Source organism: Saccharothrix hoggarensis (genome assembly GCF_052936025.1).
In genome coordinates this window covers 3,626,153-3,640,456 of the sequence record NZ_CP193624.1, presented here as the reverse complement: position 1 = coordinate 3,640,456, position 14,304 = coordinate 3,626,153, and the positions used below count along the sequence as shown (strand labels likewise).

13 protein-coding genes are annotated in these 14,304 nt (G+C 74.1%); 8 read left to right on the top strand and 5 right to left on the bottom strand.

The genetic code is table 11. The features are described 5' to 3' along the window. The 3 genes from ACRAKH_RS16670 to ACRAKH_RS16660 are packed head-to-tail and all read right to left on the bottom strand — an operon-like array spanning position 1 to position 3,139. Positions 1-852, bottom strand: a complete 852-nt coding sequence (locus ACRAKH_RS16670) for a carbohydrate ABC transporter permease (RefSeq protein WP_380727865.1) — start codon at positions 850-852, stop codon at positions 1-3. 5 nt (positions 853-857) lie between these two features. After that, the gene (locus ACRAKH_RS16665) at positions 858-1,850 is read right to left on the bottom strand and encodes a carbohydrate ABC transporter permease (RefSeq protein WP_380727867.1); all 993 of its coding nucleotides are present in this window, start codon (positions 1,848-1,850) and stop codon (positions 858-860) included. 2 nt (positions 1,851-1,852) lie between these two features. Further along, a complete protein-coding gene (locus tag ACRAKH_RS16660; protein WP_380727869.1) occupies positions 1,853-3,139 on the bottom strand; it encodes an ABC transporter substrate-binding protein in 1,287 nt (428 codons plus the stop codon). 179 nt (positions 3,140-3,318) lie between these two features. Here ACRAKH_RS16660 and ACRAKH_RS16655 point away from each other — a divergent pair, with 179 nt between their 5' ends. The 3 genes from ACRAKH_RS16655 (at position 3,319) to ligD (ending at position 7,436) form a co-directional block, all read left to right on the top strand. Continuing rightward, positions 3,319-5,589: a rhamnogalacturonan lyase gene (locus ACRAKH_RS16655; RefSeq protein WP_380727872.1), complete on the top strand. Its 2,271-nt coding sequence runs from the start codon at positions 3,319-3,321 to the stop codon at positions 5,587-5,589. Positions 5,590-5,598: 9 nt separating this feature from the next. After that, a complete protein-coding gene (locus ACRAKH_RS16650; RefSeq protein ID WP_380727874.1) occupies positions 5,599-6,309 on the top strand; it encodes a carbon-nitrogen hydrolase family protein in 711 nt (236 codons plus the stop codon). A gap of 185 nt (positions 6,310-6,494) precedes the next feature. Next, positions 6,495-7,436 carry a non-homologous end-joining DNA ligase gene (gene ligD / locus ACRAKH_RS16645; protein ID WP_380727876.1) on the top strand — a complete coding sequence of 314 codons (942 nt, stop codon included), beginning with the start codon at positions 6,495-6,497 and terminating at the stop codon, positions 7,434-7,436. 19 nt (positions 7,437-7,455) lie between these two features. On the opposite strand, the gene ACRAKH_RS16640 is transcribed toward ligD, so the two are convergent. Continuing rightward, positions 7,456-8,277 (bottom strand): bifunctional DNA primase/polymerase, encoded by an 822-nt coding sequence (locus ACRAKH_RS16640; RefSeq protein WP_447009928.1) that lies wholly within the window; start codon positions 8,275-8,277, stop codon positions 7,456-7,458. A gap of 165 nt (positions 8,278-8,442) precedes the next feature. Between ACRAKH_RS16640 and ACRAKH_RS16635 the strand changes: the two genes are divergently transcribed. The 5 genes from ACRAKH_RS16635 to ACRAKH_RS16615 all read left to right on the top strand — a co-directional run bounded on the left by ACRAKH_RS16635 (position 8,443) and on the right by ACRAKH_RS16615 (position 13,843). Next, positions 8,443-9,069 (top strand): YbhB/YbcL family Raf kinase inhibitor-like protein, encoded by a 627-nt coding sequence (locus ACRAKH_RS16635; RefSeq protein ID WP_380727880.1) that lies wholly within the window; start codon positions 8,443-8,445, stop codon positions 9,067-9,069. 84 nt (positions 9,070-9,153) lie between these two features. Further along, positions 9,154-9,705, top strand: coding sequence for a hypothetical protein (locus tag ACRAKH_RS16630; protein WP_447009927.1), 552 nt, complete (start codon positions 9,154-9,156; stop codon positions 9,703-9,705). 9 nt (positions 9,706-9,714) lie between these two features. Next, the gene (locus ACRAKH_RS16625; protein ID WP_380727884.1) at positions 9,715-10,446 is read left to right on the top strand and encodes a class I SAM-dependent methyltransferase; all 732 of its coding nucleotides are present in this window, start codon (positions 9,715-9,717) and stop codon (positions 10,444-10,446) included. 31 nt (positions 10,447-10,477) lie between these two features. After that, complete coding sequence (locus tag ACRAKH_RS16620) at positions 10,478-13,288, top strand: AAA domain-containing protein (RefSeq protein ID WP_447009926.1); 2,811 nt, start codon at positions 10,478-10,480, stop codon at positions 13,286-13,288. A gap of 162 nt (positions 13,289-13,450) precedes the next feature. Further along, complete coding sequence (locus tag ACRAKH_RS16615) at positions 13,451-13,843, top strand: ATP-binding protein (RefSeq protein ID WP_380728655.1); 393 nt, start codon at positions 13,451-13,453, stop codon at positions 13,841-13,843. A 55-nt stretch (positions 13,844-13,898) separates the two neighbouring features. Here the strand turns inward: ACRAKH_RS16615 and ACRAKH_RS16610 are convergent, their stop codons facing one another. Then, positions 13,899-14,120 (bottom strand): hypothetical protein, encoded by a 222-nt coding sequence (locus tag ACRAKH_RS16610; protein WP_380728657.1) that lies wholly within the window; start codon positions 14,118-14,120, stop codon positions 13,899-13,901. Between the last annotated feature and the right edge of the window lie 184 nt (positions 14,121-14,304).

Sequence of the window (14,304 nt, the reverse complement as noted above, 5' to 3'; positions counted from 1 at the left end):
TCATCCCTTCAGCCCGGACGTGGCCACACCGTCGACCAGGAACCGCTGGAACGCGAGGAAGAACAGGCCGATGGGCAGCAGCGCGAGCACCGACATGGCGAACATCGGCCCGAAGGCGGACTGGGTGGCCTGGTCGATGAACAGCTGCAGCGCCAGCGGCAGGGTGAACTTCTCCGGGTCGTTGAGGTAGATCAGCTGGCTGAAGAAGTCGTTCCACGTCCAGATGAACGTGAAGATCGCGGTGGTGAGCAGCGCGGGCCGCAGCAGCGGCAGGATGACGTGCCGGAACACGCCGACCGGTCCGCAGCCGTCCAGCGTCGCGGCCTCGTCCAGCTCGCGCGGCAGCGACCGGATGAACTGCACCATCAGGAAGATGAAGAACGCGTCGGTGGCCAGGAACTTCGGCAGCACCAGAGGCCAGAACGTGTTCACCATGCCCATCTGCTGGAAGATCACGTACTGCGGGATGAGCACCACGTGGTGGGGCAGCATGATCGTCAGCATCATGAACCCGAACAGCGGGCCGCGGCCCCGGAAGTGCAGCCGGCCGAACGCGTAGGCGGCCAGCGAGCACGACACCACGTTCCCGACCACCGCGCCCACCGAGATCAGCAGCGAGTTCCCGAAGTAGTGCAGCACACCGTACCCGCCGACGCCGTCGAACACCTCGGCGTAGTTGCCGCCGGTGGGCTCCCGCGGCAGCAGCGCGAGGGTGGAGATCACCTCCGTCGCGGGCTTGAACGACGTGGAGACCAGCCAGATCACCGGGTACAGCAGCACCAGCAGCACCCCGGCGACCAGGACGTGCCACAGCACCTTCCGGGGCCGCACCGCGGTCCCGGGCGACGTCACCGCGCTCAACGGTCCTCCCCTGCGTAGAACACCCAGCGCCGGGCGCTGCGGAACACCAGCGCGGTCAGGATCGCGACCACGGCGAGCAGCACCCAGGCCATCGCCGAGGCGTAACCCATCCGGAAGTCGGTGAACCCCCGCTGGTACAGGTACAGCGGGTAGAGCAGGGTCGAGTCGCTCGGCCCGCCGCGCCCGCTGCTCACCACGAACGCGCCGGTGAACGCCTGGAACGCGTGGATGGTCTCCAGCACCAGGTTGAACAGGATCACCGGCGACAGCATGGGCAGCGTGACGCTGAGGAACCGGCGCGCCGGTCCCGCGCCGTCGATCGCCGCCGCCTCGTACAGCTCGCGCGGCACCTGCTTCAGGCCGGCCAGGAAGATCACCATGGGCGCGCCGAACTGCCACGCGGCCAGCGCCACGAGCGTGAGCAGCGCGTACTGGGGCTGGTCGACCCAGCCGCCGGTGTCGATGCCGACGCCGCCGAGCAGCCGGTCCACCGTGCCGTCGGTGGAGAACAGCGCCCGCCACGCCAGCGCGACGCTGACGCTCGCGCCCAGCAGCGACGGCGCGTAGAACGCCGACCGGTACAGGCCGACGCCCCGGCGCGGCCGGTTGAGCAGCATCGCGACGGCGAGCGCCAGGCCGAGCTTCAGCGGCACGGAGATCAGCACGTACTTGGTGGTGACCCAGGCGGCGTGCCAGAACCGCTCGTCGCCGGCGAACATGGTCACGTAGTTGTCGACGCCGACCCACGTGGGCGCCGAGAACAGGTCGTAGTCGGTGAACGACAGGTACAGCGACGCCGCCATCGGGCCGATGGTCAGCAGCACCGCGCCGACGATCCACGGCGACAGGAACAGGTACGCCACGCCCTGGCCCCGCCGGCGGCGCCCACCATCGGCGGGAGCCTTCGCGGGAGGGCCGGCGGCCCCAGGCGGGCTGACGCCCGGGGTTTCGGCGACGCCGGGCGTGCCGGCGATCACGGACCGGGTCATCGTCAGGACCCCAACGACTGCTCGGCGTCCTGGACGACGCGCTTGGCCGCGTCGGCGACGCTGACCCGGTTGAAGATGACGTCGTCGTAGGTGCGCTGGAAGTCGCGCTTGATCGCGGACGAGCCGGTGGGCCAGGCGCCGAACGCGGGGCCGATCTTGTCCTGCTGCGCCGCCTCGTAGTCGCACACGGCCTTGCTGCCGCCCTCGGCGGTCGCGCACACCTGCGCGCGGACCTCCTCGTTCGGCGGCACGCCGCGCGACGCGCCGAGCAGCTTGCCCGCCTCGGGGTCGTTGAGGAGGAAGTCGAGGAGCTTGACCGCCGCGTCCTTGTGCTTGGACCGCTGCGACACGGCGAACGACACCGGCGGCATCGCGGCCATGCCGCTCCTGGCCACGTCGCTGGGCAGCGGCGCGACCTTCAGGTTCGGGCCGAACGCGCCGAAGTAGCCGGTGACGGCGGAGTCGTAGCCGATCTCCGAGGCCGCCTGCTTGGTGACGATGCCCGAGTTCTGCACCGAGCCGTCCATCTTCGTGGTGACCTCGGCGGGCGAGACGCCCTTGCCGGGGCGCATCGCGCCGATCATCTCCCAGTACTCGGCGAGCTCGTCGGCGGTGAAGCCGAGCTTGCCGTCCGGGGTGTACAGCGACTTGCCGTGCTGGTCGAGCCACACCTCGAACCAGTCGATGGCCCAGCCGAAGTCGGTCGTGCCGGACACCGCGCCGGCCGCGCCGACCTTGCCCATCGCCGCGGTGAACTCCGCCCACGTCCACTTCTCGCCCGGCGCGGTGGGCACCTTCACGCCCGCGGCCTCGAAGTGCGTCGGGTCGAAGATCAGCATCTGGGTGGTGGCGCCGCCCGCGACGGCGTACTGCCTGCCGTCGACCTTGCCGCCCTCCAGCAGGTTCGCCGGGATCTTGTCGAGTTTCAGGCCCTTGCCGACGTGCTCGCCGAGGTCCGCCAGCACCTTGCGGCCCGCGTACTCGCCGATGGTGGCCCGGTCCAGCTGCAGCAGGTCCGGGCCGGCGCCGCCCGCGACCTGCGTGGACAGCTTCTGGAAGTACGCGTCGTAGCCGCTGTACTCCGTCTCGACCTTGATGTCGGGGTTGCGCTTCTGGAACTCGTCGACCGCCGCCTTGGTGACCTTGGCGCGGTCCTCGTTGCCCCACCACACGAACCGCAGCGTGACCGGGCCGTCGGCCGAATCGCTGCCGCAGCCGGACAGCGCGGCGGTCAGCGACAACAGCCCGACCAGCAGGCCTGCCGCACCGCGGCGAGACAGTCGTCCCATCACCCTCACCTCTCGATTGAATCGGTTCAAGCAACGTAGGTGAGCCCCATCACGGACGTCAAGTCCCGTGTTTCCTCCGCGCAACCCGGCCGTCACCGGGTCTTGCCATCCGCGTTGAAACGGTTCATTGTGTGGCGTCATCACGCCCCGCGCACCGTCGCGCACCCTGGAGGCCGCCGATGACCCGCGTCCGACCCCTGTCCGCCGTCCTGGCGGCGCTCACGCTCGTCCTGTCCCTGTCGCCCGCCTCGGCGTCGCCGGCCACCGGCACGACACCCGGCGGTCCGCGGCTGGAACTCCTCGACCGCGGCCTGGTGGCCGCCCGGACCGACGGCGGGGTGTTCCTGAGCTGGCGGCTCCTGCGCCACGAGGCCACCGGCCACACCGGCACCGGGCTGGCCGGCCCGGCGTTCGCCGTCTACCGCGACGGCGAGAAGATCGCCACGGTCACCGACAGCACGAACTACCTCGACCCCGCCGGCGGCCGGGAGTACCGGGTGGCGCCGGTCGTGCGCGGCCGGGAGGGCGAGCTGAGCGACGCCGTGTCGCCGTGGGCGGGCGGGTCGTACGACCTGCCGCTGCGCAAGCCCGCGGACGGCGTCACGCCGACCGGCGAGGCGTACACGTACTCGGCGAACGACGTGAGCGTCGGCGACGTGGACGGTGACGGCCGGTACGAGTACGTCGTGAAGTGGGACCCGTCCAACTCGAAGGACGTGTCGCAGGTCGGCTACACCGGGCCGACGTACGTCGACACGTACCGGTTCGACGGCACCCTGCTGCACCGCGTCGACCTGGGCGTGAACATCCGCTCGGGCGCGCACTACACCCAGTTCCTCGTCTACGACTTCGACGGCGACGGCCGCTCGGAGATGATGATGAAGACCGCGCCCGGCACCAGGGTGACGTCGTTCGACCGGCACGGCAACGCGGTGTCCGAGCGGTACGTGACCATGCCGGAGGAGGACGCGCGGGCCGGGTACGCGCACAGCGACGACTACCGGCTCAGCGCGGCGGGCTACTACCAGCACGTGGTGGAGATGTTCCGCGGTTGGCACGAGCACCCCGAGGTGGTGGCCGGCCGCTGGCCCGCGACGTTGGAGCAGGCGTTCGGCATCGCGCCCCGGTACGCCTACCCGCTGTCCGATGTGGACGCGAGGGCGTTGGCGGACCACTTCGTCGACGTGTACGCGCCGAGTCGCAGCGCCCGCAACAACCTCCGGGCGTTCGCCGGGTTCATCGTGGACGGCCCGGAGTACCTGACCGTGTTCGACGGCGGGTCGGGTCGCGAGCTGGAGACCGTGCGGTACGAGCCGGGTCGGCACGACGACGGCCTCATGTGGGGCGACTACGCGCTGGGGCGGATCGAGCCGGGCAACCGGGTGGACCGCTTCCTGGCCGGCGTGGCGTACCTGGACGGCAAGAACCCGTCGGCGGTGTTCGCCCGCGGCTACTACACGCGCACCACGCTGGTGGCGTACCGGTGGACGGGCCGCAAGCTCAAGCAGGACTGGTTCGTGGACAGCGGCTGGGTGCCGATGAGCAACCCGTTCAACTTCCCCGTGCACGGCCGGGACGGCACGTCGCCGACGCACGGCTCGCTGGCCACGCAGGGCGCGCACTCGTTGAGCGCGGCGGACGTGGACGGCGACGGCAAGCAGGAGATCGTGTACGGCGCGTCGACCGTCGACCACGACGGGACGCTGCTCTACAGCTCGGCGGGCGTGCTGCCGCCGGGCAGCGCGAGCCCCGGCACGGTGGCGCGGCTCGGGCACGGTGACGCGTTGCACGTGACCGACATCGACCCGGCCCGGCCGGGTCTGGAGATCCACATGGTGCACGAGGGCGGGACGTCGGCGCCTTACGGCTACACGTTGCGGGACGCGGCCACCGGCGAGGTGGTCTACGGCGGGTACACCGGGCGGGACACCGGGCGCGGCATGATCGGTGACGTGCTGCCGGCCGAGCCCGGTCTGGAGACGTGGGCGTCGGTGCCGGGCGGTTCGGGCGCGGTGGGTCTGTGGTCGGCGGACGGGCGTCCCCTGTCGGCGGCGATCCCCGGCACGAACGCGAGCATCCGCTGGGCGGCCGACCTGACCACGCAGGTCGTGGACGGGGCGGGCGACGTGACGCCGTCGATCAAGGACTGGCGGCGCGGGACGGTGCTGACGGCCGGGGGCACGCGCACGAACAACGGCACCAAGGGCAACCCGTCGCTGGTGGCCGACGTGCTGGGCGACTGGCGCGAGGAGCTGGTGGTGCGCAAGGCGGACAGCTCGGCCTTGCGGATCTACGTGAGCACGGAGGTCACCGGGCACAAGATGTACACGCTGATGCACGACCCGCAGTACCGGGCGGACGTGGCGCGGCAGCAGACGGCGTACAACCAGCCCGCGTACACCGGCTTCTACCTCGCGTCGGACGTGGAGTGGTCGAAGGTGCCGCGTTAGGGTCGTGGGGTGATCACGATCGCCGTAGCCCAGCCGCGCTGCACCCCTCACGACGTCGCCGCCAACGTGGTGGCGCACGCGGAGGCGGTGCGCGCGGCCGGGGCGCGGGTGGTGGTGTTCCCGGAGATGTCGTTGACCGGGTACCACCTCGACGCGCCGCCGGTGCCGTTCGACGGGTTGGGGCCGTTGGTGGAGGCGTGCGCGGAGACGGGGTCGGTGGCGTTGGCCGGCGCCCCGGTGGAGGGGCCGCACATCGGGGTGCTGGAGGTGTCCGGCGCGGGGGTGCGGCCGGTGTACCGGAAGATGTGGCTCGGTGACGCGGAGGCGGAGTGCTTCCGGGCCGGCGACGCGCCCGCGGTGGTCGAGGTGGACGGGGTGCGGCTGGGTTTGGCCGTGTGCAAGGACGTCCGGGGGCCGGGGCACGCGGCGGCGACCGTGGCGGCGGGCGCGGACGTCTACGTGGCGGGCATGCTGGACCACGCGTGGCAGTCGGCGCTCCAGCACGAGCGGGCCCGGCGGATCGCGGTGGAGCACGGGGTGTGGGTGGCGGTGGCGAGCTTCGCCGGCTCGACGGGCGAGGGGTACGGGGAGGCGGCGGGCCGTTCGGCGGTGTGGGACCGGTCGGGTGAGGTGGTGGCCCGCGCCGGTGTCGGGGTGGACGAGGTGGTGCGCGCGGCGGTGACGGCACGACGTGCGGTCGAGCCGGGCCGGGAGGCCTGAGCCCGTCCGTGGTCGCTGAGCCCGGGCCGTGGTGGCCGAGCCGGGTGGGTGGGGCGATTGAGCGAGCCGGGTTGGGGCGGGGGCCAGGCCGGAGCCGCCAGGGCCTCGGGCGGCGCGGTGCCGTCCGGGCGCGGGTCCGCGGTCGGCGGCGCGCTGATCGGCGCGATCCGGGTTAGGTTGCCCGCATGGCCGGAAAGTCGCCTTCCGTGGAGCTGGAGGTCGGGGACCGCGTCGTGCGGATCTCCAACCCCGATCGCGTGTACTTCCCGGCACGCGGTGAGACCAAGCTCGACCTGGCCCGGTACTACCTGTCGGTCGGCGACGGGATCGTCCGGGCGCTGCGGGACCGGCCGTGCATGATGCACCGCTTCCCGTCGGGGGTGTCGGGCGAGAAGGTGCACCAGAAGCGGCTGCCGCAGGGCGCGCCGCCGTGGGTGCGGACGGTGCGGGTGCACTTCCCCCGGTACAACCGGCACGCCGACGAGCTGTGCGTGGCCGACGTGGCGGACGTGGTGTGGGCGGTGCAGATGTCGACGGTGGAGTTCCACCCGTGGAACTCGCGGCGGTTCGACACGGAGAAGCCGGACGAGTGGCGCATCGACCTGGACCCGATGCCGGACTGCCCGTTCTCGCGCGTGCGGCGGGTGGCGCACGTGGCGCGCGAGGTGCTGGACGAGCTGGGCGCGGTGGGCTGGCCGAAGACGTCGGGTGGCGCCGGCATGCACATCTACGTGCGGATCAAGCCGGAGTGGGGTTTCGCCGACGTGCGGCGGGCGGCGTTGGCGTTCGCGCACGAGGTGGAGCGGCGCGCGCCCGACGACGTGACGACGGCGTGGTGGCGGCGTGACCGCGATCCCCGGAGCCTGTTCGTGGACTACAACCAGAATGCGCGTGACCACACGATCGCGGCCGCGTACTCGGTGCGGGGCGTGCCGGAGGCGACCGTGTCGACGCCGGTGCGGTGGGACGAGGTCGACGCGCTCGATCCGCGTGACTTCACGATCGCGACGGTGCCCGCGCGGTTCGCCGAGCTGGGCGACCTGCACGCGGGCATCGACGACGCGGTGTTCTCGCTGGAGCCGCTGCTGGAGTGGGCGGACCGGGACGGGCTCGACGTGCCCGAGTGACGTCTCACCGCGGCACGTCTCACCGCAGCACGCGGGGCCGCCGACGGCCTGCCGCGATGCCGTTCTCGACGTGGCGCGCCGCTTCCCGTGCGGTCCACCCCTCGACGCCGTCGTGCGCCGACGCGGCCGCGAGGAGCAGTGACGTCACGGTTGCCTCGTCCAGCCAGCCCGCGCCGACCAGCTCGCCGAGCCGGCACGCGGCGGTGAACAGGGTGTGCGCGCGTCCGCCGGGGCGGGCTTCGCGGACCCGTTCCACCTCGCCGTCCACGACGGCCGCGCGGTAGGCGGCGACGCGGCGCGGCGAGGGTCGTTGCGCGGGGATCGGCGGGTGGTCGGGCGGCGGCGGGGTGAGGACGGCGACCAGCCACTCGGGGGCGTCGGCGACCGGGCCGTCGCGCACCACCCGGTAGCGGTGGTGGCCGAGCAGCGAACCGGCCGCCACGACGTACCCGCCGACGCCCCGGGTGTCGACGTGCGGCGCGATGCGGCCGACCGTGTTGCCCAGCGGCACGTCGGGCGCGCGGAAGTAGCGGTGCTCTCCCCCGCTGGGCGTGGCGACCGTGTACGTGTCGCGCGGGTCTTCGGCGCCGTGCTGCCAGGCGCGGCGGGCGAACGCCTCGCGGCCGTGCGGCACGTCGAGGTCGACGACGAGCAGCCCGGCGGCGCCGCACGAGATGCCGACGTTGTACGGCCGGCGGGACCACCAGTGCCGGATGCGGCGGCGGTCGAGGGTGGCGGCGTCGTCCCAGCCACGCAGGGCGGGCGTCTTGGCGTGCGGGCGCAGCGGCACGACGGGCCAGCCGCGTGCGGCGGCGGCCAGGGCCGCCCGGTACCTGGTCATGCTCGTTCCCCCTCGTGTCGGGCAACGGGGGAAGCGCCGCCGACTCCAGTGTGCCGGGGCGCGGACGGCGGTCACAGGGCCAACAGGACGCCGGGGTGGTCCGGCGGGTGTACGCGCGGCGGAGGTGGGTAGGCCACTGGTCGGACGAGTGGAAGGGAGCCGACCATGCCCGATCCGGGGAGCCACTCCAACGACGTGCGCCGCACGGGCGTGCTTGCCGAGGACGACCAGGGCGCGCCCGACGTGCGCGCCGACGACGAACTCCGGCACGTCTACCCGCCGGGTGCGCTCGGCGAGCGCGCCGCGGGTCCGGCGGGTGGCGGGGGCGGCGTCCCCGACGACGGCGGCCTGCACGCGCGCAGCTCGGCGTTCAGCGGTCACACCATGATCCCCGACCGGTACTCGCGCGACGGCGGTGACACGTCGCCTCCGCTGGAGTGGTCGGACGTGCCGGCGGGCACGGCGGAGGTGGCGGTGCTGTGCGAGGACCCGGACGCGCCGGGCGGGACGTTCACGCACTGGGTCGTCACGGGCATCCCGGCGGACGTGACGGCGATCGAGGAGGGGTCGGTGCCGTCGGGCGCGGTGGTCGGCCGCAACGACTACGGCGACGTCGGCTGGGGCGGGCCGCGGCCGCCCGTCGGCGACGAGCCGCACCGGTACTTCTTCCGCGTGTACGCCGTGGACCGGCCACTCGGTCTGGGCGAGGGCGTCACCGGGGACGACCTGCGCGGCGCGGTCAAGGGACGGGTGCTGGCGCACGGCACGCTGGTCGGCTTGTTCGGCCGCTGACACCGTCACGTCACCCTTGCGTGTTCAGCCGTTCAGGCAATGAAATGACCGTCCGCCGCCGATAGCATCGACGCGGGGGGCGTCATGGACAACCCGGGGTTCGTCACGGACGACGGTAACCTCGTCGGAAGGCTCACGCGTCGGGTGCGGTTGTTCGACTCCAACTCCGACGGCGTGGTGCGTCGGCGGGACGTGGTGGCGACGGCGGAACGGCTGGTGCGCGGCTTCCGCGTCGCGCCGCGGTCGATCGGCGCCGAACGCGTCCGCGCCGCGTACGAGATGCTGTCGCTGGCGCTGCTGGCCGAGTTCGGCGACCCGGCGCGGGACGAGGTCGTCGTCGACCGGTTCGCCGTCGCGCTCGCCCGCTCCCCCGCCGGCGTGGCGCGCCTGGGCCGCCGGGTCGCGGAGGCCGACGCGCTCGCCGTGCGCGAGTGCCTCGCCCCGATCGGCGAGCAGGTGAAGGCGGAGCACGTCGCCGAGGTCGTCGTGGCGCTCGGCGCGCACCCCGGCCACCTGGCGGTCATCCAGCAGGCGTTGGAGCGGGACGGGGCGCTCATCCGGCTGTCCGCGGCGGATCGCCCGTTCGCCGAGCACTTCGCCGGTTCCGGGTACCCGCACCTCTACGGCCGGCCCTAGGGTCGACGGATGGCCGAATCGGACGAGCAGTACGACGCGCTCGGCGAGCTGTACGAACGCACCAAGCACATCCCCACGGGCCTGGCGGAACGCGCCACGTTCCTGGCCGCGCTGCCCGACCTGCGCGGGCGGTCCGTGCTGGACGTGGCGTGCGGCACCGGGTTCTACCCGCGCGAGTTCCGCAGGCTGGGCGCGGACCGCGTGGTGGGCGTCGACTCCGCGGCCGAGATGGTCGCCCACGCCCGGGCCGTGGAGGCCCGTGAGCCGCTGGGCATCGCCTACCACCGGCACGACGCGGCGGCGTTGCCCGTGCTCGGCGGGTTCGACGTGGTGACCGCGGTGTGGCTGCTCGGGTACGCCGAGGACGAGGCCGCGCTCGACCGGATGACCGGCAACCTGCGGGCCAACCTCGTGCCCGGCGGCACGCTCGCCGTGCTGACGCCGAACCCGGACGCGGACTGGGACCTGCTCGCCGACTACGGCCGCTACGGCTACGACGTGGTCCGCAGCGGGCCGCCCGGCGTGCGGCAGCCCGTCGTGGTGCGGGTGCACGGCGATCCGCCGTTCGACTTCGACTCGTTCTTCTGGCCCGGTGACGCGTTCGCGGCCGCCCTGGGCCGCGCGGGGCTGCACGACGTCACCCGGCACCCCACGGTCGTGCCCGACGACGGGCGCGGCGAGGCGTTCTGGGGTCCGCTGCGCCGCAGCCCGAGCTTCGCCGTCTACACCGCACGGGCCTGATCGCCGGTGGGCGGGATGGCAGGATTTCCCCGTGACCGTTCCCGCCGTGCTGCGCACGCTGGCCCGTCTCAGCGCGTCCGAACAGCCGCAGCGGGTGCAGCTGGACCTGACCAGGACCGCCGGTCTGGTGTGGCTCGGCGCGGACGAGACCGGCTGGCAGGCGCTCACCGCTGAGGAGGGCCGGCCGGGGTGGACGTCGCGGTCGTGGACCGCCCGGCCGGAGCAGCGGGCCACCGTGGAGCGGCTGGCGTCGTTCGACGCGCTGCACGAGGAGGATCGGCTGCTGCGGTTGGGGTGGGCGTTCCTGTGCGGCCCGGCGACGGTGAACGGGCAGCGCCGGCGGGTGTGCCTGCCGCTGGTGTCGCGGCCGGTGCGGCTGCGCCACGCGGGCGGCCGCCGCTACACGTTCCACGCCGCCGGTGACGTGGCGGTGTTCCCGCTGCTCGCCGACTGGGCGAAGGCGGCGGAGCTGGAGACGCGGCTGGACCGGTCCGCCGAGTGGATCGACGCGGCGCTGACCGCGAGCGGGTTCGCCGACGTGCCGGTGCTCGGCCCGGAGCACGACCCGCGCCGCCTGATCGGCGGGGACGACCTGGTCGTCGTCGCGGGGGCCGGGCTGCACGCGGGTGAGCCGGTGGTCAGCACGGAGCGCGGCGCGGTGCTGTACACGTGGGCGAAGGCCCAGGGCGTGGAGGAGACGGCGCTGGCCGGCCTCTACTCCCCCACCGACCCGTCCGCGGACGATGTCGCGGCGGGCGGTTCGGTGACGGGCGACCGGGCGGCGCTGCCGTTGAGCCCGAGCCAGCAGGCGGCCGTGGTGGCGGCCCGGTCCGCGCCGGTCACCGTCATCGGCGGACCGCCCGGCAGCGGCAAGACGCACACCCTGGCCGCGATCGCGCTGGACGCCGTCGCCGCGGGCCGTTCGGTGCTCCTGGCCAGCCGCACCCGCAACGCCGCCGACGTCCTCGGTGACGCCCTGCGCCGCGCCGGCGGTCCCGAGCCCGTCCTGTTCGGCGACTCCCAGCTGCGGGTGGAGGTGGCCCGCGAGCTGGGCGCCGGCCTGGCCGCCACGCGCGCGAAGGGCGAACTCGACCGGCTCGACCGCGCCCGGCGTGACGCCGTCGCGGCCGTCGCCCAGGTCGAACGGGCGGTCGGCGACGCGCTGCGGGACGAGGAGAGGGCCGACGCGGCGGTGCGGTTCGCGGCGCTCATGCCCGCCCACCGGGCCGTCGCGCCGCGCGCGTTCGAGGCGGACGCCGACTTCGACCGCCTGCACGGGCTCCTGCGGCCCCGCCGCGGGCTGCTGGGCGGCCCGCGGACCCGGTGGGCGGTCCGGGCGGCCCGGCGGCGGGCGGGCGCGGCGGACGACGTGGACGTGGTGGACCTGGCGGCGGCGGTCGAGGCCGCCGAGCAGTCCGCGGCGCACGTCCGGGTCGCCGCGCACGGCGGCACGTCACTGGCGGCGTTGCGCGGGCTGCTCGGCGACGAGGACGCGCGGGCGCACGTCGCCATCGCCGCGTGGCTCGCCGAGGTGGCCGTGAGCGGGCGCGGGGCGGGTCCGCGGCGGGCGGTGGCGGCGCTGGCCACCGCGTTGCGGTCCGGTCGGGCGGCCCGGCGGCGGGCGCTGGCCCGCATCGACAGCGGCCACCTGGTCGAGGCGCTGCCGCTGTGGGTGGGGACGCTGGCCGACGTCGAGGACATCCTGCCCGCAGTGCCGGGCATGTTCGACCTGGTCGTGATCGACGAGTCGAGCCACGTGGACCAGCCGCTCGCCGCGCCCGCGCTGCTGCGCGGCAGGCGGGCCGTGATCGGCGGCGACCCGCGCCAGCTGCGGCACGTGTCGTTCGTCGCCGACGCGGCCGTGCGCGAGGCGGTGGCGGCGGAGGGCACGACGTCGCTGGCGGACCGCCTCGACGTGCCCAAGGTGAGCCTGTTCGACGCGGGCGCGGCCGTCGCCGGGGTGCACTGGCTGACCGAGCACCACCGCTGCGCGCCGCACCTGATCGGCTTCGCCGCGGCCCGGTTCTACGAGGACCGGATCGCGCTGCTCACCACCCACCCGGCGATCGCCGACGTGGACTGCGTCGACGTCGAGCGCGTCGTCGGCGCCCGCGACGACAAGGGCGTGAACCGGGTCGAGGTGGACGCGGTGCTCGCGCACCTGCGCCGCCGGATCGCCGCCGGGACGCGGTCGATCGGCGTGGTCACCCCGTTCCGGGCGCAGGCCGACGCGCTGGAACAGGCCCTGCTCGACGGGCTGAGCCTGGACGAGATCACCACGGGCGGGGTGCGCGTCGGCACCGTCCACGGCGTGCAGGGCTCCGAGTTCGACGAGGTCGTGGTCAGCCTCGCGCTGACCGACGAGGACCGGCCCGCGGCCTGGCGGTTCGCCAACGACCCCAACCTCCTGGCCGTGCTCACCACGCGGGCCCGGCGGCTCGTGCACGTCGTCACGTCGGCCACCAGGCCGGTCGGGCTCCTCGGCGAGTACCTGCGGCACGCGGAGGTGCCGCCCAGCGAGACCGAGGGCGTCCCGCCGGCCGACGACTGGACCCGCCGGCTGGCCGGTGAGCTGGCCGCGTCGGGCGTGACCGTGCGGACCGGCTACCCGGTGGGCCGGTGGCGGGTGGACCTGGTCGTCGGCGAGGGCGAAGCCGCCACGGCCGTGGAGACCCGCCCGCACCCGGACGGCACGGCGGCGCACCTGGCCCGGTGGCGTGCGCTGCGGGGCGCGGGCTGGCGGGTGCACGACGCGTTCCCCAGCCGGTTCGAACACGACGCGACCAGGGCCGCACTCGTGGTGGCGCAGGACCTCGCCGCCCACCCCGTCCGCCACGCGTGACTCGGTGGCAGCGCGGCCGTTCCGGCCCGCTCAACGTCCACCGGGTGGGGGCCGGCGAGCGCCGCCGGCGGAAAAGGTGACGAACCTTGTGGTTTGAAGCGTCACCCGAATGGTTACTTCTCGCGTGCGCCTTGAGTAAACAGGGCGCTGGAGGAGCGTGCCATGAACATGGTGGAGCTGCCTGATGACGGGCTCGACCTGGAGCTCCGCGGCATCCCTTCGCTGGACGGCATCGACGGTTGGGTGCGGCAGGTCGCCTACGGGGTGGACGAGCAGCGCGTCGCCGACCTGGTGTTGATCGCCGCGGAACTGGTGGGCAACGCCCACCGGCACGCGGAGGGGCCGTGGCGGATGCGGGTGTGGCCGGTGCGGGAGCGGCAGGTCGTCCGGGTCGAGGTGGAGGACCGCAGCCCGAGCCTGCTGCCCGTGCTCGGCAGAGCCGACAGCCCGTCGCTGGGCAACGGGCTGCTGCTGGTCAACCGGCTCTCGGTGCACTGGGGGTTCGACCGCCACGACGACCGCAAGGTCGTGTGGGCGGAGGTTCCGACGACGTGAGACCCGGAGGGCGGTGGTGCGGGGCCCGCGACGCGTTCGGGCCCCGCACCACCTCTCAGCGGCCGACCTCCTCCAAGTCCCAGGAGGACACCGCCGAGCAGTAGTCCCGCGCGTTCGGCGCGAGGTTGATCGAGTGGCCGTAGCCGGGCACCACGTCGGTCCGCGGCGGCACCCGGAAGCACCCGGCCTCGGCCGCGTGCGGCGTCGCCGACGACGAGCGGTCCGTGGCCAGGTGCCCGCACACCGCCGCGTCCCGGCTGCCCACGGCGGACCTCACCGGCACGTCGATCAGCAGGGTGCGGCAGCAGCACCGCCACGCCGAGCCCGTCCGCGGCCTCCGTCGGCGAGAAGACGTCCTCGGTGGCCTCCTCGACCGCCTGCACGTCCGCCGCGCGCGGCGCGGGCGTTGGCCGCGGTGCCGGCGGTGGTGCGTGACGCCGGCATCGGCCTGACCGCGGCCG